Origin of the sequence: Prescottella agglutinans (assembly GCF_004011865.1) — a bacterium.
Classification (GTDB): domain Bacteria; phylum Actinomycetota; class Actinomycetes; order Mycobacteriales; family Mycobacteriaceae; genus Prescottella; species Prescottella agglutinans.
Map to the genome: position 1 here is coordinate 178,390 of NZ_RKLP01000002.1, position 26,859 is coordinate 205,248.

The 26,859-nt window shown below is 68.5% G+C and carries 23 protein-coding genes; 12 read left to right on the forward strand and 11 right to left on the reverse strand.

All coding sequences use genetic code 11. The features are described 5' to 3' along the window. The first annotated feature begins 9 nt into the window (after nt 1-9). The 3 genes from EGT67_RS04790 (at nt 10) to EGT67_RS04800 (ending at nt 2,845) form a co-directional block, all read left to right on the forward strand. Nucleotides 10-864, forward strand: coding sequence for an NAD(P)-dependent oxidoreductase (locus tag EGT67_RS04790; RefSeq protein WP_241565921.1), 855 nt, complete (start codon nt 10-12; stop codon nt 862-864). Next, entirely contained in the window at nt 861-1,277 is a 417-nt protein-coding gene (locus tag EGT67_RS04795; RefSeq protein ID WP_127914921.1) for a carboxymuconolactone decarboxylase family protein, read from the forward strand. Before EGT67_RS04790 ends, EGT67_RS04795 begins: the two co-directional genes overlap by 4 nt. Before the next feature lie 86 nt (nt 1,278-1,363). Further along, nucleotides 1,364-2,845, forward strand: a complete 1,482-nt coding sequence (locus EGT67_RS04800) for an FAD-dependent oxidoreductase (protein WP_421958092.1) — start codon at nt 1,364-1,366, stop codon at nt 2,843-2,845. 28 nt (nt 2,846-2,873) lie between these two features. Here EGT67_RS04800 and EGT67_RS04805 read toward each other — a convergent pair whose 3' ends face one another. Beyond that, a complete protein-coding gene (locus tag EGT67_RS04805; protein WP_127914922.1) occupies nt 2,874-3,473 on the reverse strand; it encodes a TetR/AcrR family transcriptional regulator in 600 nt (199 codons plus the stop codon). Beyond that, entirely contained in the window at nt 3,470-4,522 is a 1,053-nt protein-coding gene (locus EGT67_RS04810; protein WP_127914923.1) for a saccharopine dehydrogenase family protein, read from the reverse strand. The genes EGT67_RS04805 and EGT67_RS04810 overlap by 4 nt, the downstream gene beginning before the upstream one ends. Before the next feature lie 185 nt (nt 4,523-4,707). On the opposite strand from EGT67_RS04810, the gene oxc reads away from it, so the two are divergent. Beyond that, entirely contained in the window at nt 4,708-6,390 is a 1,683-nt protein-coding gene (oxc, locus tag EGT67_RS04815; protein ID WP_127914924.1) for an oxalyl-CoA decarboxylase, read from the forward strand. Then, nucleotides 6,387-7,571, forward strand: coding sequence for a CaiB/BaiF CoA transferase family protein (locus EGT67_RS04820; RefSeq protein ID WP_127914925.1), 1,185 nt, complete (start codon nt 6,387-6,389; stop codon nt 7,569-7,571). Before oxc ends, EGT67_RS04820 begins: the two co-directional genes overlap by 4 nt. A gap of 3 nt (nt 7,572-7,574) precedes the next feature. Here the strand turns inward: EGT67_RS04820 and EGT67_RS04825 are convergent, their stop codons facing one another. Then, nucleotides 7,575-8,993 carry a cellulase family glycosylhydrolase gene (locus EGT67_RS04825; protein ID WP_127914926.1) on the reverse strand — a complete coding sequence of 473 codons (1,419 nt, stop codon included), beginning with the start codon at nt 8,991-8,993 and terminating at the stop codon, nt 7,575-7,577. Nucleotides 8,994-9,062: 69 nt separating this feature from the next. On the opposite strand from EGT67_RS04825, the gene EGT67_RS04830 reads away from it, so the two are divergent. Then, a complete protein-coding gene (locus tag EGT67_RS04830) occupies nt 9,063-9,641 on the forward strand; it encodes a hypothetical protein (protein WP_127914927.1) in 579 nt (192 codons plus the stop codon). 355 nt (nt 9,642-9,996) lie between these two features. On the opposite strand, the gene EGT67_RS04840 is transcribed toward EGT67_RS04830, so the two are convergent. Continuing rightward, a complete protein-coding gene (locus EGT67_RS04840) occupies nt 9,997-10,905 on the reverse strand; it encodes a LysR family transcriptional regulator (RefSeq protein WP_127914929.1) in 909 nt (302 codons plus the stop codon). 159 nt (nt 10,906-11,064) lie between these two features. Between EGT67_RS04840 and EGT67_RS04845 the strand changes: the two genes are divergently transcribed. Then, complete coding sequence (locus EGT67_RS04845) at nt 11,065-11,844, forward strand: SDR family NAD(P)-dependent oxidoreductase (protein ID WP_127914930.1); 780 nt, start codon at nt 11,065-11,067, stop codon at nt 11,842-11,844. Nucleotides 11,845-11,857: 13 nt separating this feature from the next. Next, complete coding sequence (locus EGT67_RS04850) at nt 11,858-12,523, forward strand: hypothetical protein (RefSeq protein ID WP_127914931.1); 666 nt, start codon at nt 11,858-11,860, stop codon at nt 12,521-12,523. A 158-nt stretch (nt 12,524-12,681) separates the two neighbouring features. On the opposite strand, the gene EGT67_RS04855 is transcribed toward EGT67_RS04850, so the two are convergent. The 6 genes from EGT67_RS04855 to EGT67_RS04880 form a co-directional block, all read right to left on the reverse strand. Beyond that, a complete protein-coding gene (locus tag EGT67_RS04855) occupies nt 12,682-13,656 on the reverse strand; it encodes an alpha/beta fold hydrolase (RefSeq protein WP_127914932.1) in 975 nt (324 codons plus the stop codon). 18 nt (nt 13,657-13,674) lie between these two features. Next, nucleotides 13,675-15,138 carry an MFS transporter gene (locus EGT67_RS04860; RefSeq protein WP_127914933.1) on the reverse strand — a complete coding sequence of 488 codons (1,464 nt, stop codon included), beginning with the start codon at nt 15,136-15,138 and terminating at the stop codon, nt 13,675-13,677. A gap of 67 nt (nt 15,139-15,205) precedes the next feature. After that, nucleotides 15,206-16,285 (reverse strand): zinc-binding dehydrogenase, encoded by a 1,080-nt coding sequence (locus tag EGT67_RS04865; protein ID WP_127914934.1) that lies wholly within the window; start codon nt 16,283-16,285, stop codon nt 15,206-15,208. Between the two features lie 2 nt (nt 16,286-16,287). Further along, nucleotides 16,288-17,472: an LLM class flavin-dependent oxidoreductase gene (locus tag EGT67_RS04870; protein WP_127914935.1), complete on the reverse strand. Its 1,185-nt coding sequence runs from the start codon at nt 17,470-17,472 to the stop codon at nt 16,288-16,290. Nucleotides 17,473-17,797: 325 nt separating this feature from the next. After that, nucleotides 17,798-18,436, reverse strand: a complete 639-nt coding sequence (locus EGT67_RS04875; RefSeq protein WP_127914936.1) for a TetR/AcrR family transcriptional regulator — start codon at nt 18,434-18,436, stop codon at nt 17,798-17,800. A gap of 65 nt (nt 18,437-18,501) precedes the next feature. Beyond that, nucleotides 18,502-20,442 (reverse strand): flavin-containing monooxygenase, encoded by a 1,941-nt coding sequence (locus tag EGT67_RS04880; protein ID WP_127914937.1) that lies wholly within the window; start codon nt 20,440-20,442, stop codon nt 18,502-18,504. A gap of 280 nt (nt 20,443-20,722) precedes the next feature. On the opposite strand from EGT67_RS04880, the gene EGT67_RS04885 reads away from it, so the two are divergent. After that, nucleotides 20,723-21,658, forward strand: a complete 936-nt coding sequence (locus EGT67_RS04885) for an SDR family NAD(P)-dependent oxidoreductase (protein WP_127914938.1) — start codon at nt 20,723-20,725, stop codon at nt 21,656-21,658. A gap of 20 nt (nt 21,659-21,678) precedes the next feature. Then, nucleotides 21,679-22,605, forward strand: coding sequence for an alpha/beta hydrolase (locus EGT67_RS04890; RefSeq protein ID WP_127914939.1), 927 nt, complete (start codon nt 21,679-21,681; stop codon nt 22,603-22,605). 3 nt (nt 22,606-22,608) lie between these two features. Here the strand turns inward: EGT67_RS04890 and EGT67_RS04895 are convergent, their stop codons facing one another. After that, entirely contained in the window at nt 22,609-23,205 is a 597-nt protein-coding gene (locus EGT67_RS04895; protein WP_127914940.1) for a TetR/AcrR family transcriptional regulator, read from the reverse strand. Between the two features lie 55 nt (nt 23,206-23,260). On the opposite strand from EGT67_RS04895, the gene EGT67_RS04900 reads away from it, so the two are divergent. Together EGT67_RS04900 and EGT67_RS04905 are read left to right on the forward strand one after the other, a co-directional pair. Then, complete coding sequence (locus tag EGT67_RS04900; protein WP_127914941.1) at nt 23,261-24,385, forward strand: winged helix DNA-binding domain-containing protein; 1,125 nt, start codon at nt 23,261-23,263, stop codon at nt 24,383-24,385. Nucleotides 24,386-24,514: 129 nt separating this feature from the next. Next, nucleotides 24,515-26,842: an arylsulfatase gene (locus EGT67_RS04905; RefSeq protein WP_127914942.1), complete on the forward strand. Its 2,328-nt coding sequence runs from the start codon at nt 24,515-24,517 to the stop codon at nt 26,840-26,842. Nucleotides 26,843-26,859 lie beyond the last annotated feature (17 nt).

Below are 26,859 nucleotides of genomic sequence, written 5' to 3' on the forward strand. Positions count from 1 at the left end.
CTGGGCAACATGGGCGCGCCGATGGCCACCCGACTGCTCGAGCGTCCCGGCCACCTGGTCGTGTGCGACGCCCGGGCCGAGGCCACCGAACCGTTCACGAAGGCGGGCGCGACCGCGGTCGCGACGCCGGCCGAGGTGGCCGCGCGAGCGACGGTGATTTCGGTGACGGTGCTCGACGACGCCCAGGTCCGCGACGTCGTCGCCGGGCCGGACGGCATCCTGTCGACCGCCCGGCCCGGGACGGTGATCGCGGTGCACTCGACGATCAGCGATCTCACGGCCACCGAACTGGCCGAGACGTGCCGGGCGCGGGGCGTCGACCTCGTCGACGCCCCCGTCAGCGGCGGCGCGCCCGGCGCGCAGCAGGGGCGTTTGGCCGTGATGGTCGGCGGCAGCGACGAGGCGTTCGAGGCGGTCCGTAAGCCGTTCGGCCACTTCGCGGACCTGGTCGTCCACGCCGGGCCGGTCGGTTCCGGCACCCGGATGAAGCTGGCGCGCAACCTGCTCCACTTCGTCTCGTTCACCGCGGCGGCCGAGGCGCAGCGGCTCGCCGAGGCCGCCGGCATCGATATCCGAAAGCTCGGCAAGGTCGTCCGGCACACCGACGCGATCACCGGCGGTGCGGGGGCGATCATGCTGCGCGACACGACCGCGCCGGTCGCGGAGGACGATCCGTGGTTCTCGATCCTCTCCCACGTCCGCAACCTCGGGGAGAAGGATCTCGCGCTGGCGCTGGGCCTGGGCGACCGGTTCGAGGTCGATTTACCGCTCGCCACCCGGGCCCTCACCGGTCTCGGCCCCGGACTCGGGGTCGGCACCGGATCCGTCGCCGACCAGTCCGCCCACACGAAGGAGACCGCATGAGCGACCACAACGGCGACGCCGCGACGTCGGAGCGACGCAAGCGCGGAGTCGCGATGATGAACCAGGTGTACGGCTGGGAGATGCCGGCGGACGTGCCGGGCGACTTCTTCGCCGTCACCGCCGACCACCTGTTCGCGGACATCTGGACCCGCCCCGGCCTGAGCCTGCGCGACCGCCGCCTGCTGCTGCTCGGGGCGATCGCCGCCCAAGGCCAGACCGACGTCGCGAAGATCCAGATCAACGCCGCCCTGCACAACGAGGAGTTGACCGAACAGCAGATCGAGGAGGCCGCGATCTTCCTCTGCCATTACGTCGGCTGGCCGCTCGGCACCGGGCTGAACAACGCGCTGATCTCGGTCAAGGCCGATCGCCGCAAGGCCGCACGCGCGGCGGAGAAGCAGCGATCCGAATAGTCCGCCCGATTCGGGCGCGGCGCCGGCCCGATGGGCGGATACTGATTAATAGAACACGTTCTACCCAGTCGAAAGGATCCACCTCCATGTCGCAGTCGGTGTCCGGGGCATCCCCGGTCCGTCCCCTGTCCGCCGAGAGCATCGACACCTGGAACTACGAGGCCGACGTCGTGATCGCCGGCTACGGTGTCGCCGGGGCGAGCGCCGCGATCGAGGCGGCCCGCGCCGGTGCGGAGGTCCTGGTGCTCGAGCGGACCGGCGGCTGGGGTGGCGCGGCCTCGCTGGCCGGCGGCTTCATCTACATGGGCGGCGGCACCCCGCTGCAGAAGGCGCTCGGATTCGACGACACCCCCGCAAACATGAAGGCGTTCATGATGGCCGCCCTCGGACCGGGCGCCGACGAGGCCAAGATCACCGAGTACTGCGAGGGCAGCGTCGACCACTACAACTGGCTCGTCGACTGCGGGGTCCCGTTCAAGGAGAGGTTCTACGGCCAGCCCGGCTGGGAGACGCCGTTCGACGACGGCCTCATGTACTCGGGCGGCGAGAACTCGGCCCCGTTCAACACGATCGCCACCCCGGCCCCCCGCGGGCACATCCCGCAGATGGCCGACAAGAAGGTGGGCGAGAAGGGCGGCGGCTACATGCTCATGAAGCCGCTCGTCGATACCGCCACCGCCCTGGGCGTGCAGGCGCAGTACGACATACGTGTGCAGACGCTGATCACCGATGCCACCGGGCGCGTGGTGGGCGTGCAGGCCAAGCAGTACGGCAAGGACGTCACCGTCCGGGCGCGCAAGGGCGTGGTGCTGGCGACCGGTAGCTTCGCGTACAACAAGGAGATGGTCGAGGCGTTCGCGCCGCGGCTCATCGGCCGCCCCGGCGCCGCGATCGAGGAACACGACGGCCGCTCGATCCGCATGGCGCAGGCGCTCGGCGCGGACCTCGCGCACATGGACGCCACCGAGGTCGCGTTCTTCGGCGATCCGCAGATGATGGTCCGCGGCATCCTGGTCAACGGGCGCGGCCAGCGTTACGTCAACGAGGACACCTACCCCGGCCGCATCGGTCAGCTCACGTTGCTGCACAACGACAATCAGGCGTACCTGATCATCGACGAGGAGGCCTACGAGGAGGCGAAGACGACGCCGACGTCCACGCCGTTCTTCCGGTTCCAGCCGAAGTGGGTGGCCGAGACCGTCGAGGAACTCGAGTCCGAGATGGGGCTGCCCGAGGGCACGCTGCAGGCCACGGTCGAGGTCTACAACAAGCACGCCGCGAACGGGCAGGACCCGGTACTCGGGAAGAAGCCGGAGTGGGTCAAGCCGATCGGCTCCCCGATCGCGGCACTCGATCTGCGGAACTTCACCGCCGGCTTCACGCTCGGCGGCCTGCGCACCAACATCGCCTCCGAGGTGCTGCACGTCTCGGGTGACCCGATTCCCGGCCTGTTCGCCGCCGGCCGCTGCACCGCCGGCGTGTGTGCGTGGGGATACGCCAGCGGCACCTCGCTCGGCGACGGCAGCTTCTTCGGTCGCCGCGCCGGCGTCAGCGCCGCGCGGGGCTGACACCGGACGATGGGGAACGCCGGGCCGGTCAGGCCGGGCGTTCCCCATCGCCGTGAATCAGCGTCACCGCGGTCCGCACCAACTCCAGGTCACCCGCCTTCGAACGTCGCAGCCCGATGTCGGATCGAACGACGGACGAGCCCTCGAGGAGACTGACCACGGCCTCCGCCAACGCGATTCGCCGGGTCTCGGTCACGTCCGGCCGAACACATGCGATCCGCTGCGCGACGTGCCCGACGTACGCGCGATAGAAGGCGCGCACCACCGCGGCGGTCTCCTCGTCGCCCCCGGCAATGGCCCAGATCTCCCGGAACAGTCGCACGCAGGCCGGATCGTCCTGCTCGGACAGGAGGACGTCGAGCATCCGCTCGGTGGCCTCGCGCGTGACCGCGATGTCCTGTCCCGACACCGCCGACAGACGCCCGAGCGAGCGTTGCAGAGTACGGTCGAGCACCGCCCTGATCAGGTCGGCGCGGGTGGGAAAGTAGTGCTGCAGGTGGCCGATCCGCACTCCGGCCTCCGCTGCGAAGTCGCGGAGCGCGGCATTCGCATTGCCTCGCGTGGCGAGCACACGTTCGGCGGCGTCGAGCAAGTCGGCCTGTCGCTGCGCTCCCTTGGACGACGTCATGACCGCAATACTGCCACCCCGCGTTCGGCGAGTTCCCGCAGCGCGGAGTCGAGGCGCGGATGCAGTTCGGGGAAGCTGACTCCGGCGACCGCGTCGACCGCCAACACCCGGCGCAGCCCCAGAAGCCCGCCGAGCGCAGTGAGATGCGCCTGCCCTCGGGGATCGACGACCGTCGCGGACGTCGCTCCGGCATCACCTGAGACGTCGATGCGGATCTGCGCGCTGCCGCCGTCGCCCGGCGAATACAGCAGGGATCGGCGCACCGAGGTCCAGCGGTCCCCGCGCCCCCACCGGAACAGTCCCACCTTCTTCGCTGCGAGGAGCGCGGCGGTGGCCGAGTTCGAGCTGAACCCTATCCGCGTTGTCGCGGTGTCCACCCCCAGCGTCATCGGCAGGGTGAACTGTTCCGGGGTGTCCAACCGGGCGACCTTCGTCCGCGAACCGGCGATGTCCACCCACCGAGCGTCGGAGAGCGGCGCCACCGTCACCGGCACACCGGCGCGCCGGACCTCGTAGTCGTAGCCGAGACGGTCGATGAAGTCGACCGAGTCGACGCCGGCCGAATCCTCCATGTCGTAGCGGATCGCGATGTCGACCGATGTCGCGGCGCCTCCCTGCTCGGCGACGAGCGCCGCCGCCACCAGACTGGTGACGCCACCCATCCATGCCGACGAAAAGAGCACCGGCGCAGTCGGTTCGGCCAGTGCCGCAGCCGTGACGGCGCGTGCGAGGCGACTGGTCCAGCGGGTGATGTCCACGTAGGGCACCCCACCGCGAACCGCCGCACGGAGCACTCGATCGGCCGGGTCGTTGACCGCGCCGACCACGGCACGCACACCTGCCACGAACGGATCCGGGTCGGACAGATCCCAGCGACGCACCGTCGCACCGTGCCGCTCGGCCAGGGCTGCACCCCGGTCCGGGTGGCGCCCGGTCAGCAGCAGCGGCCACTCGGGTCCGGCGAGGTCGGCCAGCGCGGCACCCACTGTGCCGTACCCGCCGACGATCAGGACCGGTCCGGCGGGGTCGTACTCGAGTTCGTCATACATGACACGAAAATAGGTCATATGACCAATTCTGTCGAGCCGTGTCGGCCACCGGCCGGCAGCCGGCGCGGACATGTCGGACGATCCGGGCGGGTCGGTCCGGGCGGGCTGACCTGCGCCCTCGCCGGGTGGATACTCGGAGAAGACCGCCGCCCGCGGGGCGGAGTCCAGCCGTCCGGGGTGCGCACATGACCGAGCCCGAATCCGCCGACGGGAACGATCTCGTCGTGGATGCACTCGCGGCCAACGGCGTCCGCACGATCTACGGGGTGGTCGGGATCCCGGTGACCGATCTCGCGCGCACCGCCCAGGCACGCGGCATCCGCTACCTGGGCTTCCGCAACGAGCAGGCCGCCGGGCACGCCGCCGCGGCCGCCGGCTACCTCACCGGCCGGCCCGGCATCTGCCTGACGGTGTCGGCGCCGGGCTTCCTCAACGGGCTCGTCGCGCTCGCCAACGCCACCACCGACTGCTTCCCGATGATCCAGGTCAGCGGGTCCAGCGAGCGCTCCGTCGTCGACCTCGGTCAGGGCGACTACGAGGAACTGGATCAGCTCGCGGCGGCCCGCCCGTTCGCCAAGGCCGGGTACCGGGTCGACTCCCCCGAACTGATCGGTGTCGGTGTGAGCCGGGCGATCCGGGCGGCGGTCTCCGGCCGCCCCGGCGGGGTCTACCTAGATCTCCCGGCCCGCGTGCTGACCGGGTCCGCGCCGCGCGTGCCGCATCCGCCGGTCGTCGATCCCGCGCCGCGCCAGATCCCGGCACCCGAGGCCGTCGACCGCGCCATGGCGCTGCTCGAGCGGGCCGAGCGCCCGCTGATCCTGCTCGGGAAGGGGGCCGCCTATGCCCGCGCCGACGCCGAGATCCGCGCCTTCGTCGAGGCCACCGGCGCTCCGTTCCTGCCGATGTCGATGGCGAAAGGGCTTCTGCCCGACGACCACCCGCAGTCGGCGGCGGCCGCCCGTTCGCTGGCGCTCGGCGGCGCCGACGTGGTGGTGCTCGTCGGTGCGCGGCTCAACTGGTTGCTCGAGCACGGCCGCCCGCCACGGTGGTCCCCCGACGCGCGGTTCGTCCAACTCGACGTCTGTCCGACCGAGTTCGACAGCAACCGCCCGATCGACGCCCCGGTAGCCGGCGACATCGCGTCCTCGATCACGGCACTGCTCGCGTCGCTGTCGCCCGGCGTGATCGCACCGTCGTCCGCGTGGCTGGACGAGATCGCCGCGAAGAAGCGGGCGAACGCCGCGAGGATGGAGGCGAGGCTGCGCGCCGACGCGCATCCGATGAACTTCGCCGTCGCGCTGCGCGCGGTGCGGGACGTCCTCGCCGCGCATCCCGACGTGATCGTCGTCAGCGAGGGCGCGAACACACTCGACAACGCGCGCAACATCATTCCGATCCACCGGCCCCGGCACCGACTGGACACCGGAACGTGGGGCGTGATGGGCGTCGGACTCGGCTACGCGATCGCGGCGGCCGTCGAGACCGGGTCGCCGGTGGTCGCGATCGAGGGTGACAGCGCGTTCGGGTTCAGCGGCATGGAAATCGAGACGATCTGCCGGTACCGCCTGCCCGTCGTCGTCCTCGTGTTCAACAACGGCGGCGTGTACCGGGGCGACGAGGTCAACGCGCATTCGGCGGATCCGGCGCCGACGGTGCTGCTGCACTCGAGTCGGTACGACACCCTGATCGAGGCGTTCGGCGGCGTCGGCTACCACGCGGAGACGCCCGACGAGGTGACCGCGGCGGTGCGGTCCGCGCTGGCGTCGGGTGAGCCCGCGCTGATCGACTGCGTGATCGATCCGGCCGTCGGCACCGAGAGCGGCCACCTGCAGAAGCTCAACCGCCCGGCGCACGAGGAGGAACCATGACCGAGCACGATCCCGGCGGGCATCTCGATCCCACCAAACCGCAGGCGCTCGAGGGCATCACGGTCGTCGACTTCACGCACGTGCTCGCCGGACCGACCTGCACGCGAATGCTCGCCGACTCGGGCGCCCGCGTCATCAAGATCGAACGTCCCGGCGTCGGCGACGACACCCGTCGGATGGGGCCGTTCGCCGACGACGGCAGTTCCGAGTACTACCGGCTGGCGAACATCGGCAAGGAGAGCATCGCGCTGGATCTGAAGGACCCGGACGACATGGCACTGGTCCGCTCGATGATCAAGCACGCGGACGTGGTGGTGGAGAACTTCCGACCGGGGGTGATGGCGCATCTGGGCCTCGCACCGGACGACCTCGTCGCCGAACATCCGCGGCTGATCGTCTGCTCGATCTCGGGGTTCGGCCAGTACGGGCCGATGCACCAGGAATCGGCCTACGACACGGTGATCCAGGCGCTGTCGGGGATCATGGACGCCACCGGGTGGCCCGACGGTCCCGCGACCCGGGTGGGCACGTCGATCTCGGACATCACCGCCGGCATCATGGGGTACTGCGGGATCCTCACCGCCCTGGTCGCCCGCGATCGCACCGGCCGCGGCACCACCGTGGACATCGCGATGCTCGACAGCACGTTCGCGTTGATGGAACACGGACTGATGGACGCGCTCGGTCCGCGGGTGCGGCCGACCCGACTCGGCAACCGGCACCCCTTCATGTATCCGTTCGACACGTTCGAGTGCAGCGACCACCCGATCGCGATCGCCGTCGGCAACGACCACCTGTTCGAACTCATGTGCGGCGCACTGGGCCTCACCCACCTCCCCGCGGACGAGCGATTCGCCACCAACGTCGACCGGTGCGCCCACCACACCGATCTCAAGACCGCGATGGAGGACGTGCTGCGCACCGACACCGGCGAGGCGTGGCGCGGCCGGCTCACCGAGGCCGGCGTGCCGGTCGGCATCGTCCTCAACGTCGACGACACCCGCGCACTCGACCAGATCGCAGTGCGCGGAATGATCAAGGACGTGGGCGGGTTCGACGTCCCGGGAACGCCACTCAAGTTCGGGACCTGGGATTCGCTCGGTGCGACGATCCCCTCCCCCGAACTCGACGACTGCGGCGACATGCTGCGCCGGGAGTTCGCTCCGCGCCCCGATGCCTGACGGTCAACGGCGGGGCGTCACGGTGACCGTGGCCTCCTGCCGGGTGTCCGGCGCCCGCAGCGTCAGGATGCGGGTGTCGGGATTCCAGTTCGTGACGTGCGCGCCGTCGACGTCGGCGCCGTGTGGGAACGTCCGTGCGGGCAGGTATACCTCGGTGGGTGCGGTGATCGACAGGTTCGGTACGTAGGAGAACTCGAGCCGGTCCGCGTCCGCCGACCACGCCCGCGGCGCACCGGCGATCGCCCGCGGGTACGGCTCGTCCAACGCCGCAACCAGATTGCGTTCGGCGCCGTCCGACTCGTACGGCCCCCACGGGCCGGGGTCGCGCGACCAGTAGGAGACGCCCGCTCCCATCTCACGAGCGGTGTCGTAGATCCGGTCGACGTAGTCCATGGCTCCCGGCAGCGTGGTGTCGAGGCCGAACTCCCCCAGGATGATCGGTACGTTCCCGAGGTCGGCGGCGGTGCGCAGGACGTTGCCGCGCCACGCGTCGATCGTCGCGTCCACCTGCGTCCGCGAACTGCCGGTGTACCCGCCACCGAGATCCATCGGGAGTGGGTAGATGTGCGGGCAGTACGCGATGCGCTGCTCGCCGTCGCGGGCGTCGTCGATCGGCCGCAGCCCGCTGGGCGTGCCCCAGTTGGTGCCCATCGCCTGCGGGGCCACGCATACCCAGGTGTCCTGGTCGACGGTGCGGATGGCGTCGGACGTCTTCTGGTACAGCGCGGTCAGCGGCCCGGCCTCGAACGCGGGGCCCTGCAGCGTGCCGCCGTACGGTTCGTTCATCAGGTCGTACGCGACCACCGCGGGGTTGCCCGCGAACCGTTCGGCGACCGCGCGCCACGCGTTCGCGTAGTGGTCGGTCAACTCGGGATGGGCGCCGGTGGTGTTCCAGAAGTTGTCGAACGCCCGCATCACGCCCGGCTCGAGGTAGTACATCTCCCACATGTCGTTGTCGCCCACGGGAAGCCCGTCGAGGTACGTCGCCCACCCGGGCGCCCCGTTACCGTTCCGCCCACCCGGGGTGACGGCGCTCGAGTACACGTCCTGGTGCATGTCGAGCATGACGCTGTAGCCGCGGTCGGCGAACCACCCGACCCGTTCGGCGACCCGGTTCAGATACTCCTGGCTGTAGACACCGGGTTCGGGCTCCACCGACCGCCACGAGATGAGGAACCGCACGAAGTTGGTGCCCATGTCGGTGTGCTCGCGGTCGAGGTCGGCCTCGGTGAACGTCGGCATGCCGTCCGGTGTGCTCTTGGCGCTCGACGCGGTGTTGAACCCGTTGAGGATCAGTGCCCGTCCGGCATCGTCGGTGAGATAGGCGGTGGACGGCGCCGGGTCCGCCCGCAACGCGGCGCCGACACCGCCGACGAGAACCAGCGCTCCGACGACAGCCGCCAGCACCTTCGAACGCCTCACCGCTCCACCAACTCTCGCATCCACGCCAAACCTGGACGATTGTCCTGTTCGGTGCGTTAATGTTGCGTCATGTCTGACGAGCACGGGGCGTTTTCGGCAACGGCGCTGGTCCGCCGGATCCAGGCGGGTCCGTGGCCCGCGACGGTCACCGTCCTGCTCGCGTCGGTGCTCTTCGGCATGTGGTCGCTCACCGGCCGGATCCTCACGTTCAACCCGGAACTGCTGATTCCCAGCGCCATCGGCCTGCCGTTCGGAATCCCGCCGCTGCGACTGTTCCCGCTCGGCGACACCACATGGTCGTTCTGGTTCGTCGACGTCGTCGCTGCCCTCGTGATGATCGCGGTGGTGTGGACCCGCCTGGCGAGGAGTCGGCAACGCCCGTTCCTCGCCGGCCTGCTCGCCACGATGCTCGGCGTCGTGGTCGGCAACCTCGTGCGCATCGTGTATATCAGCTTCGAGACCCATCAGGGCCTCGGAACGTACGCGGCCGCGCTGGTGCTGGGCCTCGTGGTGTCGGTGCTGTGGGGACTCGTCGTCGGCCTCGTCGTCGGACTGGTACACCTGCTCGATCGGCGACTCCGACGGCCCGCGGAAGCGGAGACGAAGGCCGGGGCGGCCCGTCGTCTTTCCAAGGTCGGATCGCGCTGAGCCGGGGCGCCGTCGTCTCCTGGCCGACCGTGATGTGAGACCGTCCCTCCATGGGGACGACGGCGCGTACGTCACCGTCCTCGACGGCGGTCGCACGTACGCGACCCGCGTGCCGATCCACCAGGAGTTTCATCTGTACATCGACGACGAGGGCGTCGCCCGAACTGATCATGTTCTGAGGCTGTGGGGCGCCACGGCTGTGCGACGACGCCCGGTGAATTGACCGCCGACAGATCCAGCCGATCCAGACCTTCCAGCCAAGCCATGCGAACAAGCCACCTGACGGCGCCTCGAGGTCCCGGCCCGATGCGTGGTGACGATCCGAAATCGACTCTCTGTCATAAGAACCGGCGGACTACGCGGCTGGGTCGGCCGTTGCCAAGTCGTCAACTCGAGCTAGCGCCGCGCGGCGCAACTCTTTGGTGAGTGGTCTACGGTCCGTGGCTCGGGTAATCAGATCAACCTGACACAGATCCACGTCAGCAATGTCGCGGTAGGCGACGCCGTCGTGTTGGTAGCGATTGGCCACCGACTGCGCAGTGATCATGACATTGCCGCCGAGCGCGACGCCGTTGATCGCCTCTTCCATTGTTGCTGCCCAGCAACCATACTGAACGGCGCGTCCGCTGGGCCGAGGGTCTACCACCCACTCCTTCGTCCACTCACGGCCGATGCCTTTGGCGCCGACGACGGCGTAGCCGTCGAGGTCCCCGAGAGTCAACACTTCACATGCCGCGAGTGGCGAGTCGATCGGAACTGCTGCCACCCGTTTCTCTCGATGCACGACAATGCGATCCATCTTGTCCGCCATCTCTCGATACGGTGGACGGGCAAGAGATGCATCGACGTCGCCCCGAGCCAGCCGCGAAAGCTGATCACCCCACTCGAGCTGGATGAACTGCAGCCGCGCATGGGGGTTCTTCGCCGCGAAGTCCGCCAGAAAACCCTCGTCTCTCCGGCCGGGAAAGCCATTGATGAACCCGATTCGCAGGATCTCCTGGTCGGTACTTTCACCCAGAGCAATGCGCGAAGACGCCAGCGCGGCGCCCGCATGGACCATGAACTCCCGGCCGCGGTCGGTGAGCCGGATCGGATTGGTGCCACGCTCGACCAACTTGTAGCCGACGGCGCCCTCGAGCCGTTGGATCTGCTGGGTCATCGCCGGCGGTGTGACGCACAATCGCGCGGCCGCACGCGCGAAGCTTCCCTCTTCGATCAGCACCTCCAACGAATTGACCAAAGTCAGATTCAAGAACGAGGACACAACCGACTCCTCCGATGAAGCAACTACTTAACCCTGTGTCGTGGATGTCAATTTACTGGTCAGCCGCACGGTGTCAAGGTGTTCGAGACCGGAAGAAATCCAAGAGCCGGAACATGATCGGGCCTTCAGCTGCCCCCAAGATATCCAAGACGGGAACCCATGTCAGCAACTGCGAAGTCTCCTCAACGAGCGCTCGTCACCGGGGCCGCATCCGGAATCGGCTATGCGATTGCCGAGCAACTCATCGCCTCCGGAGCCTCCGTCCTCGCCTTCGATCTGGACAAGGACGGCCTGGCCGCAGCGGCCGAGAAGCTCGGAAGCTCCTACACAACCTTCTCGGGCAGCGTCACGAAACCGGACGACGTCAAAGCCGCGGTGGACGAGGCCGAACTTTCCCTCGGGGGAATCGACAGCCTGTTCAACGTCGCGGGCGGACTTCGGCCCGCCCCCATCACCGATCTCGACGAAGCCGACTGGCACTTCACCATGGACGTGGTGCTCACAGGCGTCTACCTCTGCACCAAATACGTCGCGCGGTCCATGATCCGAAAAGGAAGCGGCGGCGCGATCGTCAACATCTCCTCGGTCAACGCGCACCTGCCCCTGTACGGCGGAAGTGCTTACGCCGCAGGCAAAGCCGGTGTGGAGATGTTCGGCAAGAATGCCGCGCTGGAGCTGGCCCGGCACGGAATCCGCGTCAACACTGTACTTCCCGGACTCGTCGAGACTCCGATGGCGGGCTTCATCCTCGAGAATGAAGGCATCATGGACGAGTTCTACGCGAACGCCGTTCTCGCGCGTCCTGCACAGCCCGCCGAGCTCGCTGCGCCCGCAATCTTCCTGGCGGGATCGGGCGCCAGTTACATCACCGGCACCAGTCTGGTTGTCGACGGCGGCTACGAAGTGGGCAGCTACCCCGATCTCAGCAAGTACCTGTAGGGAGAGAACAACAATGAGCACAGCGCATTCCGCCCGACCGACCGCAGCCCCCCGAACCTCGTACGAGGAGGAGTTCGTCCACATGATGGACGACATCGACACCCTCATCGAGAGCACCACCAATCCCATCCACCGGAAGATTCTTGTCAACTACCGCCGCCACGGTCTACTCGAGGTGTCGGGTCGCTACGACGAACTGCTCGCTCCCGCTATGACCGTCGACGAGCCTCACTACCGGGTCTTCGAGGGCGGCCAAGGCGTGATCCTCGACGGAATGAGCGAGGTTCGCGGCTTTTACCAGACACTGGCCGGTATGGACATGCTGGTGATGTGGACGGGCAAGCAGAAAATGGCGGTCGCCGACTGGGGATTCGCCGGCGAGGCAGAGTTCAGTCAGTTCGTACCGGGAAAGATGCTCGGCGACAACGTCTTCGGCAGCCTGGACGAGAACGCTGACAGCAGCACTTCGGAGTACGACGCCGACGCGTACTACCTGGTCCGTCGCACACTTGCGTTCGTCTGGCACTACGACAACGACGTCCGATTGATCGGCGAACACGTGTACGAAGATGTGACTTCCAAGACGGTCACCAAGGTTGCGCCGGAGGACGTTATCACCGGTTCCCGGGCCGCAGAGTTACTCGAGTCCGTGATCGACAAGTACGAACTCCCACAGTAAGAAACGCAAGAATCCGTCGTCGTGGTGGATCCTGACGTCGGGCTTCACCGTCACGATCGGTCCGATCACGCTGGATGGACAGGAGGCAGCCTTCGTGCCGGAGAACCGGGCGAAGGCTGCCTCCTTCTGTGGCGCAACGAAACCGGGCGTCGGTCCCGTCAGAAGTGCCGGGTCAGCCAGTCGACGAGGATCTCGTTGGTGGCCTGCGGGTCCTCGAGTTGCGTCCAGTGCCCGGTGTCGATCATCCGACGCTCGAACGTCTCGAAGTACTGCAGCAGATTGTCGGTCAGCATCGGATGACAGATCGGGTCGTGGCGCGCCGCGACCAGCAGCGCCGGAACCCCGACCTTGGGCACGACGCCGTCGGGGAACAGCTCGGTGTGCACCTCCCAGTTCCGGATGATGCTGTGGTACCAGCTCAGTCCCCCACCGAATCCCGTGCGGGCGTATGCGTCCGCGTAGTACCGCATCTCGTCCGCGTCGAGGACGACCTCGCCGGGCCACGTCGACTCGTCGTCGGCGAGCCAGTGGATGTAGCTCATCGACTCGGGGTCGTGCCGGCCGGTGCGCGACAGGTTGGTGCCGGACCCGGTGTCGCGTCGCATGAAGAAGCGGAAGCTCCGTTCGGCGTCCTTGTCGAGCAGTGCCTCGCACTCGGGAGTCTGGAAGTGCGCCACGTAGTTCCGTGGGCCGTACGCATGCTCGTACTTCTCGATCGGGTTCTCGCGGGAGTACCCGAACGGGGTGTTGAGCGTGATCACGCCCGCCACGGAATCGGGCTGCAGGTAGGGCATCATCCACGACACCATGCCGCCGAAGTCGTGTCCGACCACGACGGCCTTCTCGTAGCCGGCGTCCGCGACGAGGCCCGCGATGTCGGCGGTCGTCTCGGCGATGCTGTAGGCGCGGCGGTCGTCGGGTCCGGTCGACTGCCCGTAGCCCCGCATGTCGGGGGCCATGACGTGGAACCCGGCATCGGCGATCGGCTGCAGCTGGTGCCGCCACGACGCGGCCAGCTCGGGAAAACCGTGGCACAGCACGACACACACGTCACGGGTGACGCGCTCGGGCACCGCCTCGAAGACCGCGAGGCGGACGCCGTTGGTGTCGACGAATCTCGGTTCGGGAAGCATTGTGTTGTTCCTTTCGGGTCAGTGGGCGTGGGACGAGGCGGCCTGCTTGATCCGCGGGACGGCGAGGGAGACCAGTGCACCGATCGCGGCGGCGCCCGCCGCGATCAGGAAGGCACTGCGGAATCCGGCGGATTCGTAGGCGACGCCGTGGCCGTCGGTGGCCACCACGTAGTGGGCGAGCACCGTGAAGCCGATGGTGGAGATCAGGGTGCCGGCCAAGGTCTGGGCGACCCCGACGAAGTTGGAGCCCACTGCACGCTCGGTCTCCGGGAGTGCGAGCAGCGCCAGATTCGGGACGGCCGCGTAGATCATGCAGCCGAGGCCGAACACCACCCACGCGAGCACGATCACGACCGGGACGGTCGGGACCGCGGACAGCACGGCGGCGGCGATCGCGATGAACACCGCGCCGAACACAAGGTGGTTGCGGAAGCCGATCGACTTCGCGGTGGCACCGACGATGAATCCGCTTGCGACGATCATCAACTGGCCCGGCAACAGCCAGCCGGCCATCTCGGTCGCGGACAGGCCGAAGCCGTACGACGTGCTCTCCGGCGCCTGGAGCAGCATCGGGGTGAGGGTCGCGAGCAGTGTCGTGGCGCCGTAGGCGATACCGCCGCCGATGAGCGTGTACCGCAGCGCCGGCTTCGCGATGAGGTCGAGACGGATCAGCGGTTCGTCGGTGCGGCGCTCCCACCACACCCAGACCGCGAATCCGACGAGTGCGACGGCGACGCAGGTGAGGGTGCGCCCGTCGGTCAGGCCCCACTCCTTGCCGCGGGAGAGTCCGACCATGATGACGAACATGCTGGCCGCCAGCAGGACCGCGCCGAGCCAGTCGATGCGCGCGTGCGAGCGGATCGGGGTCTCCGGCACGAAGAAGAAGGTCAGTATCGCGCCGATCGCGCAGAAGCCGAACGCGAACCAGAACACCGACCGGACCCCGAGATGATCGATCAGCACACCGGCGACGAGCAGCGCTCCGACGCCGACCGCGCCGACACCGGTGTTCGCGATGCTGATCGAGATCGGCTGCAACCGCGCCGGAAACGTGTCGCGGATGAGCGTGTATCCCAGTGCGAGGCAGGCGAAGCCGGCGCCGGACAGGAAACGCCCGGCCACGAGAATGGGGAACGTCGCCGCGGTGGCGGAGATCAGCGCACCCAGCGCCCCGATCGCCGCGGTGACGACGAGCATCTTCTTCTTGCCGTACAGATCGGCGAGCTTGCCGATGATGGGCGACGCCACCGCACCGGACAGCGTGAAGGCCGTCATCACCCACACCACCTGCGTGGTCTGGAACTCGGCGGCGACCTTGGGCAGCGTCGGCGCGAACAACGAGAAGCCCAGCGCGGACTGTTCGGTGAGGAGAAGCAGGATGAGGAGTGTGCGCACCCAGTACCGGGTAGGCCGGTCGTTCGCGTCGGCCGACACCTCGCCGACGCGCTGTTCATCCGGGCCGTCATTGGTTCGCAAAGACATGAATACCTCGCTCAGATGAGAAGGGACAGAACTGGATCGGTCTCCGCGCTTGCCTTACCGGCGCGTGTCACGCCGAGGCGACGCCCCGGGGAAGGACCATGATCTTGACGTGATCGTCGGGCGCTCGCAGCGTGTCGAACGCGTCCGCCACGCCGTCGAGGTCGACCCGGCCGGTGATGATGGCGTCGGCGTCGATCTCACCGCGTGCGAGGCGCTCGAGCACGATCTCGTAGCCGCGTTCGGTGGGGCCGTGGCCGAAATTGATCGCGATGCGGCGGAGTTGGCCGATGACGGGAATGATCGTCTCGTCCGCGAACGGTGCCGCGAGCACCTGGATGCGGGAGTCGTAGGGCAGGGTGCGCAGGAGCATGTCGAGCATGCCCTTGCGCCCGCTGCATTCGTAGGCGATGAGGATTCCCCCGCCGCCGCGCTCCGGGTCGTTGTGGCCGTCGGCGACCATGCGGTTCCAGACCTCGACGGGATCGTCCTCGTTCGGGTCCACGACGACGTCCGCGCCCATCTTGAGCGCGAGTTCCCGACGCTTCGGTGAGGGCTCGGACGCGATCACCGTGTGGGCGCCGCGCGCCTTGGCCGCGACGATGGCACCGAGACCGATGGTCCCGCAACCGATCACCAGCGCCGAGTCGGCAACCGTCAGACCGGAGCGCTGCATGTGCAGTTCCCCGACGTGCAGCGGTTCGGCGAGCGCGGCGTGCTCGAACGACAACCCGTCCGGGATGCGGCGAACCCAGACGGCGTCGACGACGATCTGGTCGCCGAACCCGCCGTGGTACGTGTTCGAGTACCCGATGATCTTCGGGATTCCGGTCGAGGTGTCGGTCACGATCCCGAGGCCCGCCACGCGGTCACCGACCACGAAATCGACCACCCCGGGTCCGATCTCGGCGACGACGCCCGCGTACTCGTGGCCGAGGACGACGGGACGCCCGTGGTCGAAGGTGGCCAGCGGGTAGCGCGCGGCATCGATGACGTCGACGAACCTGCACGGATCCTTCGAGACGGTCAGGTCGCTGCCACAGATCCCGCAGGCCATGACGTCGATCCGCACCTGCCCGGGGCCGAGGTCCGGGAGGTCGGCAACCTCGGCGAGCGTGAACTCACCATCGTGGAACTGGACGGCGCGCACGGTCAGGCTCCCGTCTGCGCGGGCTGACCGTAGTAGTCGGTCCGCGCCTTCTCGAGTGCATTCACGAGGTTGCCGATGAGGTACTCGCGGTTGTCCTCGGCGAACTGCAGGCTCGCCTGCCGTCGGACGTTGCGCCGACGGAAGTGCGGCACGACCTCCGAGGCGAACAGTTCGTAGCTGCGCTTGGTGTCCTCCCAGTTGGCCATGTCGACGTGCAGGATGAGCATCGTCCCGAAGCCGCCGGTCTTCTCGATGAGTCGCTCGATCTGCGCGATGGCCTGGTCCGGGGTGCCGATGATCGCCTGCCCGAACTCGCCCAGCGATTCGTGGCGCCAGTGGTCGATCACGCCCTGCGGGGTCTCGCCCCATTCGGGGTAGCGGCCGTTCTGGCGATTGGCGTAGTACGCCATCGACTGGATGCGCCGGCTGACGGCGCGTTCCGCGTCGGCCTGGGTCTCGGCGAGGAACATCGGATTCACCACGCGCCACGTCGACCGGTCCGCGGTGTGGCCGTGCTCGGCGGACACCTGCTCGTAGATCGACCAGTTCCGGTCGAGCGCGTCGAAGCCGGTCGGTGAGCTGGCGGCCAGCGACAGCAGCGACAGTCCGTTCGTGCCTGCCAGCACCGAGCCGTTGGGCGAGATCGTCGACGCGGTGACGACTTCGATGCCGGCGGGGTCGTAGGTGGGCAGCTGTGCGCGGGCGTCGCGCAGCGTGAACCAGTCCGTCTCCATGTTCACGGTCTCGCCGCGCATGAGCGGGAGGATCGCCTCGAGCGCCTCACCCTGCCGACGACGCTGGTCGCTGGGGTCGATGCCCATCATGTGCGCATCCAGCGGAATCTTGCCCGGACCGGTCCCGAAGATGACGCGGCCGCGGGTCTGCAGATCGAGCTGCATCATCCGGTCGACGGTGATCAGCGGGTGGTGGTACGGCAACGAGACCACCCCTGTGCCGAACCGGATGCGCTCCGTCCGCTCGGCCGCCGCCGCGATGAACACCTCCGGGGACGGCACGATCTCCGCTCCCGTCGAGTGGTGTTCCCCCATCCAGGCTTCCTCGAACCCCAGATGGTCGAGATGCTCCATCAAGTCGATGTCACGTCGCAACTGCAGCGCCGGATCGGCGTCGAGAGGATGGAACGGAGCCAGGAAGGCTCCGAATTTGATCGAGTCCGGTGTCCACATGTCGTCTCCTACCTCGATGGTTCGTCGAACTGCTCAACGCCTAGTGGTCTATCAAAGATTTGAAACAAACGATTGAATTCGTGTGATGCCGAGTGGAATCCTCCCGCTCAGCGGAACGCTGCGGAAACCGGAGCGGAGCCGGAGCTCCGACATCGAATACACCTGTACGCCTACATGATTTGACGCCCGGCCCGCTGAGCCCGCCCCGCCCATATCCGGGCACACCCCTACTGCACGCGGCCCAGCAGGAACCAACTAATCAATCACGCGATCGACACAATCGCGCATCCGTCTCGGCGCGGGCGACTCGGCAGCACCCGAGGGGTCAGGAGAGCATCCGCTCCGCGCCGCCGACGACGAATGCCACGAGATCCTCGTAGAACTCGACGAGTTCGTCGCGGGTCTGACGGGTTGTGCCGACAGCCCAGTCGTCGACCCTGCTGAGAGACTGCAGGAAGCTCATCACCGCGATGGGCCACCGGTGGTCGATCCGCTCGCGTGGAGTATCGGGCAGTGCCCGCCGAACCTGCTCCCGGAGCCGCAAGGACAGCTCGTCCTGACCCGACGCGGCGACGGCCGGCCGCGCCTCCCGCGAGACCTGCACGACGATCTTGATCCAGCGAACGCCTCGGACACGTTGACTCAGCAGCAGTTCCAGATACGGATCAGTCAGGGCCCGGACGACGTCCGCCAGTTCGGGACGCCGGTCGGACGATGCCAGTTCGTCGACGCGCGCGGAAATGTCCTGCGAGACTCGGGCGCCGACGTCCAGCAGGACCGCGGACAGGAGGTCTTCCTTCGACCCGAAGTGATAGTGGACTGCCGCCGGACCATGGCCTGCAGCGGCATTGACCGCACGCACGGACACCGCATCGACCCCCTGCGCGGCAAAGAGCTTTTCGGCTGTCTTGATCAGGCGGATCCGAGTGGCATCCCCCTGACGATTCGGCATCGTGCGGGCCATGCGAAGAGCCTAACCGACCACCGCGGATCGCCTCCGCCGCGGGGAATCCGCGTGACCTGCCGGAACTACCGCAGGACGAAGTGCTCCTCGATCGGCGTGCGATGCTGCTGCCACACGTCGACCAGGCGCCACGGGCTGGCCACGATCACGCGGCCGCTGTCGTTGCGGTAGTACGTGTGCGCGTTCGGTGTGTGGCGCCAGACGGTGTTCTCCATCGCCCGGTCGATGTCCTCGACGTACGCGTCGTACGCCTCCCGGGTGGGTTCGAGCGAGCGGGCGCCCCGCTCGGCGAGCAGGTGCAGGCACTCGACGATGTAGTGGACGGCCACCTCGATGCCGAAGTTGTTGCCCGCGCCGTGGCTCGGGTTCGTGTTGGGCGCCGAGGTGACGAACAGGTTCGGGAAGCCCGGGACCGTGCCGCCGCGGTAGGCCCGCGGGTTGCCGGACCACTCGTCGACCAGGGTGCGGCCGTCGCGACCTCGAATGTCCATGGTGGACAGGAAGTCCAGATGGAATCCGGTGGCGTACACGATGACGTCGACCTCGACGAGCTCCCCCTCCGGGGTCACGATCCCCTCCGGCACGATCCGGGCCGGCTCGGCGACGAGGACGTCGACGTGTTCCCGGGTGAGCGCCGGGTAGTAGCCGCCGGGATCGCGGATGATGCGCTTGCCGAACGGTGCGAAGTCGGGGGTGACCTTCGCGGCCAGGTCGGACCCGGCGCCGAACGTGCGGTCGATGTACGCCAGGCAGTCCTGGAGCAGCGTGTCGTTGGCGCGCGAGATCGACAGGTGCGTCGACGCCCATTCCGGATCGACGACGACCACCGGGTACGCGCTGTCCGCCGATCCCCAGAAGGCCTTGACCCGCAGCCAGTTCGCATAGAACGGCACGTGCCGCGAGAGCCACCGGTGGTGCTCGGGGACGTCGTCGCTGTCCCGCTTGCGCGGCGCCACCCAGTGCGGTTGACGCTGGAACAGCGTCAGGTGGGCGACGTCGTCGACGATGGAGTCGACGATCTGCGCGGAGGTGCAACCGGCCCCGATCACCGCGACCCGCTTGCCGGTGAGATCGAGCGAGGGGTCCCACTCCCCCGAGTGGACACTGGTGCCGGCGAAGGACTCCCGTCCCTCGACCCGGGGGAACTGCGGGCGGTTGAGGTAGCCGAGCGCGGTGATGACCGCCGCGGCGTGGGTCACCGAGCGGGTGCCGTCGGACGACCGCGCGTGGACGGCCCACCGGTGCGACGACTCGTCCCAGACGAGCGATTCCACCTCGGTGCCGAACCGGGTGTGGTCCCGGATCCCGTGCTTGTCGGCGACGGCCCGCAGATAGTCCCGGTACTCGCCGCCCTTGGGGTAGTAGCTGGTCCAGTCGGGGTTCAGTTCCGAGGACAGCGAGTAGTACGACGACGGGGTGTCGACGCCGACGCCCGGATAGTTCTGGATCAGCCAGGTGCCGCCGAGGTCCTCGTTCCGCTCGAGGACCTCGTACGAGATCCCCTCGCGCGTCGCGGCGATCGCGGCCGCCACACCCGCCAGGCCACCGCCGACGATCACCACGTCGAGGGTGTCGGGCAGCGGTGTGGTGCGCGGCAGGACGGGCTGCGCCCGATGGAACCCACCCTGCTCGGCCAGCATCGGCAGGAATTCCTCCCCGGGCGTCACGCCGAGTGCCAGCGGAACCAGGCGGGCGAACAGGTGGGGGTCGCCGGGCGCGGCGGCACCGGCGCCGATCGCGGCGGCCGATGTCAGCGCGCCGACCAGGTCGTCGACGATCGCGGCGGCAGTCTCGGGGTCGGTGACGCCGGCCATCTCCGGCGCGTCCGGAACGTACGAGATCGCGTCGGCATGGCGATCGAGCACGGCGGCGTCACCGGTGATCTGCGCGAGAACCGCCAACAGGACGGCCGGGTCGGCCTGTCCCAGATGGGCACGCAGCAGTTCGGGGTCTACCCGGGACCGGTCGTCGTCCTCGATCAGCGGCACGGCGGTACTGGATGTCATGGGAATCTCCTTGCAGGCCTGTCGGTCCGAGGCCCGGAGTCGTGAAGAGTCGAACGGCGAGAAACGCTCACGCACCCGGTGCGCGGCGTTGTGATTCGGGACAGTAGGCCACCGAACCCGACCTGTCCATACCCATATCCCATTTAGCAGACTCACAGTCTGGTTTTTTGCTCGAACGTCTACCCAAGCGGCCTCGGGTGGGCTACCGTCCGATCAGTCGCCACCACACTGCGACCGCAACCGTTCACCCCGCGTCTCCAGACGAAAGGCGTTGCCTGCCATGGATCCACTACGCTTCGACGGCCAAGTCGCCCTGATCACGGGCGTGTCCACCTTCGGACTGGGCCTCGCCTACGCCCGCCTGCTGGCCTCCCGCGGATGCTCGGTGGTCGTCAACGACCTCGGCCGGGACTGGACCGGGTCGGCGAGCGCACCGGGGACGGACGAGGTGGTCCGCCTGATCGAGGCCGGAGGGGGCACCGCGGTCGGTGTCACCGGCGACGTCGTGACCGAGGCCGACCGCATCGTGCAGACCGCGGTCGACGCCTTCGGCCGGTTGGACGTCGTGATCAACAACGCCGGTGCGGGCGGCGACTTCGACACCCTCGTGGACGTGCACCTGCGCGGCGCGCACCGCGTCACCGAGGCCGCGTGGCCACACCTGTCCGGCACCGGCGACGGCCGGATCCTCAACATCTCGTCGAACGGCAGCTTCGGGGCACCCGCGATGCCCGGCTACGCCGCGGCCAAGGGCGCCATCCTCTCCCTCACCCGGACGCAGGCGCTTCTCGGCAGGCGAATCGGTGTGCGCTCCAACGCAATCCTCCCCGCCGCGTGGACACGCTCCACCGCCGGCATCGAACAGCCCGGCTTCGGGGAATTCATGCAGGCCCACTTCCCGCCCGACGCGGTCGCGGCCTTCGCGGCCTACCTGCTGCACGCCGACACGGCACTCACCGGCGAGGTGTTCACCGTGGGCGGCGGCCTGGTCTCCCGCGTCGTGCAGGCCGAGACGCCGGGCGCGCTGACCGACGATCACACCCCCGAGGCGTGGCCTGCACTGATCGACCAGGTGCTGACACCCGGCGACATGATCGTCTCGAAATCACTGTGGTCGCAGCTCGATTCGTTCGTCGGACGGATGAGCTCGCAGACTCGTGCCGACTGGGAAGCGATCCGTGTCGCCCCCGACGTCGACGGCAAGGTCAAGGCCTGAACCCCGAGAGGACACCGAACATGCTCGAACTCGATCCCGACGTCGCGGCCTACCTCGGCACCCGCGAGGACTGGGTGCCCATGCACGTGGCGGGGGTGCACGCCGCCCGCGCGGCCTTCGAGGCGCTACCGCAGCGGCCCGGCCCGGAGATGCACCACGTCGAGGACCGCGTCCTCGACGGTCCGCACGGTCCGCTGCGGCTGCGGACCTACCGGCCCGTCGCCGCGTCTGATCTGCCCGCGATCGTCTACTTCCACGGCGGCGGCCTGGTGATCGGCAGCGTCGACACCTTCGACCGACTCGCCCGCCTGCTCGCGGAGGCGTCCGGCGCGGTGGTGGTCAGCGTCGACTACCGCCTCGCGCCCGAACATCCGTACCCGGTGGCGACCGACGAGGCGTACTTCGCGACGCAGTGGGTGGGCGCGCACGCCGGCGACCTGGGCGTCGATCCCGGCCGGATCGCCGTCGCCGGGGACAGCGCCGGCGCGACCCTCGCGGCCGGGGTGACGTTGCAGACCCGCGACGAGGGCGGGGTGCCGCTGCTGTTCCAGTTGCACATCTACGCCGGTATCGACCGCGACGACACCAAACCGTCGGTGCTCGAGTTCGCGGACGGCCCGATCATCACGGCCGGGGACTTCGCGTGGACGAAGAACCTGTATCTCGGCGAGGACCCGAGCCGCGACCATCCCTACGGGGTGCCGAGCCTGGCTGCGGACCTGTCGGGGCTGCCGTCGGCGATCGTGGTCACGGCGTCGCACGACCCGAGCCGCGACGGCGCCGAGGAGTACGCGCACCGCCTGCGCGACGCGGGCGTCCAGACCGCGGTGCTGCGCTACCCCGGTGTGGCACACGGCTTCCTGATGCACGCGGATCTCCACGCCCGGGCGCGCCTGGCGCTCGCCGAGATCGGCGGCCTCATGCGCGCCAAGTTCGCGGTCGGCTGACCCCTAGTCCGACGGCAGCGCGGCACACCAGACGTCGGTGATCGTGTCGATCGCGCCCTCGCGGTCGGCCGACCACCCGCGAACCAGCCAGGTGTTCAGGAACAGTTCGAGCCCACTGATCAGCAGCAGCGCGCGCCGTTCGGTCTCGGCACCGTCGACCCCCTTCCACAGCTCCTCGTTCGCGGTGAGCGCCGTGACGAACCGGCGGTGGTACTCGAGATAGAAGTCGTCGAATCGGACCAGCCCCGCCGACTGGACCCGCAGCTTGTCGCCGCTGGCCTCCCACGCCTCGACGACCCCCTCGACCCACCGCCGGATCGTCGGACGCTCCCAGTCGGTGAGCCGACCGAAATCGCGGTACAGCGACTCGGCGCGGTCCCACATCTCCACGACGATCTCGCGGACGATCGCGTCCTTGCTCGGAAAGTACGAGTAGAGGGTGGCCCGGCTCGCGCCCGCGGCCTTGGCGATGTCGTCGATCGTCGTCTCGCGGAAACCGCGCTCCCCGATCAGGCCGGCCGCCGCGTCCATCAGGTGCGCCCGACTCTTCCGTTTCTGCAGTTCACGCAGCGACAGCTTCTCGCCGGGTTCGGTTTCCATACTGGCAGTCTAGTGTCCGCGCGCGATTGTCCGTGACCGCCCTTACACTCACGCCATGGCCGTCGAAGTGACTCGCGCGCAGGTGCTCTCGTACCGCTGGCACGCCCAGCAACTCGACCGCGCCGCGGGCGTCGCGTCCGGCCCCATCGACTGCGACATCCTCGACCTCGGCATCCAGAACACCGGCCCCGACGGCGCGGCCTGGGCGCTGCGCCTGCGGGGCACGCCGCCCGGCACGACGGACGACCTCGCGCTCGCGTGGACGCTGCGCGCCGCGCCGCACTGTTACCGGCGGGCGGACCTGCCCGCGATCGCGACCGCCACCGCCCCGCTGTCCGATGCGGACGCGGCCAAACGGATCTTCGACGCGAACCGGCCCTTGAAGGCCGCGGGAATCCCGACGCTGGACGCGCTGCGGGCGGTCGCGGACGAGATGCGCGACATCGTTCGCGAGCCCACCGTCAAGGGCGAGATGTCGGCGGCGCTCACCGCGCGGATGAGCGACCCGTATCTGCGGTTCTGCCGGCCGTGCAACGCGACGCACATGTACGAGATGCCGTTCCGGCTCGCGGCGCTGCAGGCCGGCCTGGAACTGCGGCCCGACACCTCGCCGCCCGTCCTCGCGCGCATTCCCGGTTGGCGCGCGAAGCCGTACACCCGCACCGGCGCGGACGCCGACGCCCGGTTCGACGTGATCCGCGGATACCTGCGATTCTTCGGCCCGGCCGAGCCGAAGGGCACCGCCGGATACATCGACGCCCCGGTCAAGGACGTCAAACAGCACTGGCCCGACGACGCGACGCCGGTGTCGGTCGAGGGCGTAGAGCGGTGGATCCTCGCCGCCGATGTCGACGCCCTCCGCGATCCGCCGACCGACGACTCGGTGCGACTGCTCGGCCCGTTCGACCCCTACCTGCAACTGAAGGACCGCGAACTGCTGGTCGCCGACGAGGCGCGGCGCAAGGCGCTGTGGCCGACGCTCGGCCGACCCGGAGCGGTCGCGGTCGGCGGCGAGATCGTCGGCCTGTGGCGACCGCGGACGTCGGGGAAGAAGCTCACCGTCGAGGTGACGGCGTGGACGCGGATGTCGACGTCGACTCGATCCGGAGTGGACGAACAGGCGACGGCACTGGCCGACTTCCGGGGCGTGACGCTGACGGCCGTCGTCGATCGGGACTAGGGCAACTTCGCGCCTCCCGAGTCGATGCAATCTCCTCAACTTCTCGGGCGTTGTTGGGTATGTTCACGATGGGTGAGGCGGTGATCCCTTGCGAGACAAGGGATCGCCCCGACGAAGGGAGCCACGGGGATGAACGAGGTTTTCGAGGTCGAGGCCATACCGGGAGGCGAGTCGCTCCCGTTCCCGCCGACACCGTCGGGGAGCATCGCCGGCCGCACGATGCAGGAGTCGGTGTACAGCCCTCGTCCGAAACCCCACCGCCTACCTTCCGACGCGCCGAACATCGTCGTCGTGCTCATCGACGACGCCGGCCCCGGTCTGCCGAGTGGTTTCGGTGGCGAGGTGAACACCCCGACCCTCGACCGGATGCTCGGCGAGGGGATCAGCTACAACCGTTTCCACACCACCGCGATGTGCTCACCGACCCGGGCCGCGCTGCTCACCGGCCGCAACCATCACCGGGTCGGCAACGGTCAGATCGCCGAACTCGCCAACGACTGGGACGGATACTCCGGCCACATCCCCAAGTCGAGCGCCACCGGCGCCGAGGTGCTCCGCCACTACGGCTACACCACCGCCGCGTTCGGCAAGTGGCACAACACCCCTGCCGAGGAGACCACCGCCGCCGGACCGTTCGACAACTGGCCCACCGGGGTCGGATTCGACTACTTCTACGGGTTCCTCGCCGGCGAGGCCTCCCAGTACGAGCCGAACCTGGTGCGCAACACCACCGTCGTGCTGCCGCCGAAGACCCCGGAGGAGGGCTACCACCTCAGCGAGGACCTCGCCGACGACGCGATCGGCTGGCTGCGACGGCACAAGGCGCTCGACGCCGATCGACCGTTCTTCATGTACTGGGCCAGCGGCTGCCTGCACGGACCGCATCACGTCATGAAGGAGTGGGCGGACCGCTATTCCGGCAAGTTCGACGACGGCTGGGACGCGTACCGCGAGCGGGTCTTCGCGCGGGCCAAGGAGAAGAGGTGGATCCCGCAGGAGGCGGAACTGACCGACCGCGACCCGACGATGCCGGCGTGGGACGACATCCCGGACGACGAGAAGCCGTTCCAGCGGCGCCTGATGGAGGTCGCCGCCGGCTATGCCGAGCACTGCGACGTACAGGTCGGGCGCCTGTTCGACGAACTCGATCAGCTCGGCTACCGCGACAACACGCTCGTCCTCTACATCTGGGGCGACAACGGCTCGTCGGGTGAGGGCCAGAACGGCACCATCAGCGAACTCCTCGCCCAGAACGGCATCCCCACCACCACCGCGCAGCACATCGCCGCGCTCGAGGAACTCGGTGGGCTCGACGTGCTCGGCTCGCCGAAGACCGACAACATGTACCACGCGGGGTGGGCGTGGGCGGGCAGCACGCCGTACAAGGGCATGAAGCTGCTCGCCTCCCACCTCGGTGGCACCCGCAACCCGATGGTCGCCCGGTGGCCCGCGAAGATCACCCCGGATTCGACACCGCGGACGCAGTTCCTGCACTGCAACGACCTGGTGCCGACGTTCTACGAACTGCTCGGCATCACCGCGCCCCGGACCGTGAACGGGATCCCGCAGGACCCGATCGACGGCGCCAGCTTCGCGACCACGCTGATCGACCGGGACGCGAAGGCCGGCAAGCTCACGCAGTACTTCGAAATCATGGGCAGCCGCGCGATCTACCACGACGGCTGGATGGCCTCGGCATTCGGACCACGCGCCCCCTGGGTGCCCGGAACACCCGGCGGCATCCGCGACTGGAGCCCCGACGACGACACCTGGGAGCTCTACAACCTCGATGAGGACTGGACCCAGAACCGGGACCTCGCCGCGCAGCATCCCGAGAAGCTGGCCCAACTACGCGAGTTGTTCGCGATCGAGGCGGCCAGGAACAACGTCCTGCCGGTCGGTGGTGGGCTCTGGGTGGCGGCCATCCATCCCGAACAGCGCATCTCCACCCCCTACACCAGCTGGGAGTTCACCGGCGACGTCACTCGCATACCCGAATTCTGTGCTCCCGCGCTGGGCAACAAGAACAATCGGGTCGCCATCGAGCTGACGGTTCCCGAGGGCGCGAGCGGGGTCCTCTACGCGCTCGGCGCCAACGCGGGCGGGCTGACCTGCTACCTCGACGACGGCCACCTCTGCTACGAGTACAACCTCTTCATCCTGACGCGCACGAAGATGCGTTCGGCCGCTCCGATCACCCCGGGCCGGCACACCGTCGAGGTGTTCACGGAGTACGCCGAGGCCCGTCCCGGTGGTCCACTGAACGTGCACATGTGCGTCGACGGTGAGAAGGTGGCCGAGACCACGGTGCCCGTCAGCGCGCCGCTGCTGTTCACCGCCAACGACTGCCTCGACATCGGCACCTGCCTCGGTTCGCCGGTCTCCCTCGACTACTACGACCGGGCCCCGTTCCCGTTCGACGGCACCATCGAGAAGCTGACCGCCGAGTACACCTGACGCGCTGCCGTCTCGGC

Bases quoted from the DNA above. Each gene is read 5' to 3' on its own strand.
- EGT67_RS04820 (WP_127914925.1), top strand. From the start codon at position 6,387: ATGACCGAGCACGATCCCGGCGGGCATCTCGATCCCACCAAACCGCAG.
- EGT67_RS04885 (WP_127914938.1), top strand. From the start codon at position 20,723: ATGGATCCACTACGCTTCGACGGCCAAGTCGCCCTGATCACGGGCGTG.
- EGT67_RS04830 (WP_127914927.1), top strand. From the start codon at position 9,063: ATGTCTGACGAGCACGGGGCGTTTTCGGCAACGGCGCTGGTCCGCCGG.
- EGT67_RS04895 (WP_127914940.1), bottom strand. From the start codon at position 23,205: ATGGAAACCGAACCCGGCGAGAAGCTGTCGCTGCGTGAACTGCAGAAA.
- EGT67_RS04880 (WP_127914937.1), bottom strand. From the start codon at position 20,442: ATGACATCCAGTACCGCCGTGCCGCTGATCGAGGACGACGACCGGTCC.
- EGT67_RS04845 (WP_127914930.1), top strand. From the start codon at position 11,065: ATGTCAGCAACTGCGAAGTCTCCTCAACGAGCGCTCGTCACCGGGGCC.
- oxc (WP_127914924.1), top strand. From the start codon at position 4,708: ATGACCGAGCCCGAATCCGCCGACGGGAACGATCTCGTCGTGGATGCA.
- EGT67_RS04870 (WP_127914935.1), bottom strand. From the start codon at position 17,472: ATGTGGACACCGGACTCGATCAAATTCGGAGCCTTCCTGGCTCCGTTC.
- EGT67_RS04800 (WP_421958092.1), top strand. From the start codon at position 1,364: ATGTCGCAGTCGGTGTCCGGGGCATCCCCGGTCCGTCCCCTGTCCGCC.
- EGT67_RS04905 (WP_127914942.1), top strand. From the start codon at position 24,515: ATGAACGAGGTTTTCGAGGTCGAGGCCATACCGGGAGGCGAGTCGCTC.
- EGT67_RS04855 (WP_127914932.1), bottom strand. From the start codon at position 13,656: ATGCTTCCCGAACCGAGATTCGTCGACACCAACGGCGTCCGCCTCGCG.
- EGT67_RS04860 (WP_127914933.1), bottom strand. From the start codon at position 15,138: ATGTCTTTGCGAACCAATGACGGCCCGGATGAACAGCGCGTCGGCGAG.
- EGT67_RS04795 (WP_127914921.1), top strand. From the start codon at position 861: ATGAGCGACCACAACGGCGACGCCGCGACGTCGGAGCGACGCAAGCGC.
- EGT67_RS04790 (WP_241565921.1), top strand. From the start codon at position 10: ATGGGCGCGCCGATGGCCACCCGACTGCTCGAGCGTCCCGGCCACCTG.
- EGT67_RS04890 (WP_127914939.1), top strand. From the start codon at position 21,679: ATGCTCGAACTCGATCCCGACGTCGCGGCCTACCTCGGCACCCGCGAG.
- EGT67_RS04900 (WP_127914941.1), top strand. From the start codon at position 23,261: ATGGCCGTCGAAGTGACTCGCGCGCAGGTGCTCTCGTACCGCTGGCAC.
- EGT67_RS04850 (WP_127914931.1), top strand. From the start codon at position 11,858: ATGAGCACAGCGCATTCCGCCCGACCGACCGCAGCCCCCCGAACCTCG.
- EGT67_RS04875 (WP_127914936.1), bottom strand. From the start codon at position 18,436: ATGGCCCGCACGATGCCGAATCGTCAGGGGGATGCCACTCGGATCCGC.
- EGT67_RS04805 (WP_127914922.1), bottom strand. From the start codon at position 3,473: ATGACGTCGTCCAAGGGAGCGCAGCGACAGGCCGACTTGCTCGACGCC.
- EGT67_RS04810 (WP_127914923.1), bottom strand. From the start codon at position 4,522: ATGTATGACGAACTCGAGTACGACCCCGCCGGACCGGTCCTGATCGTC.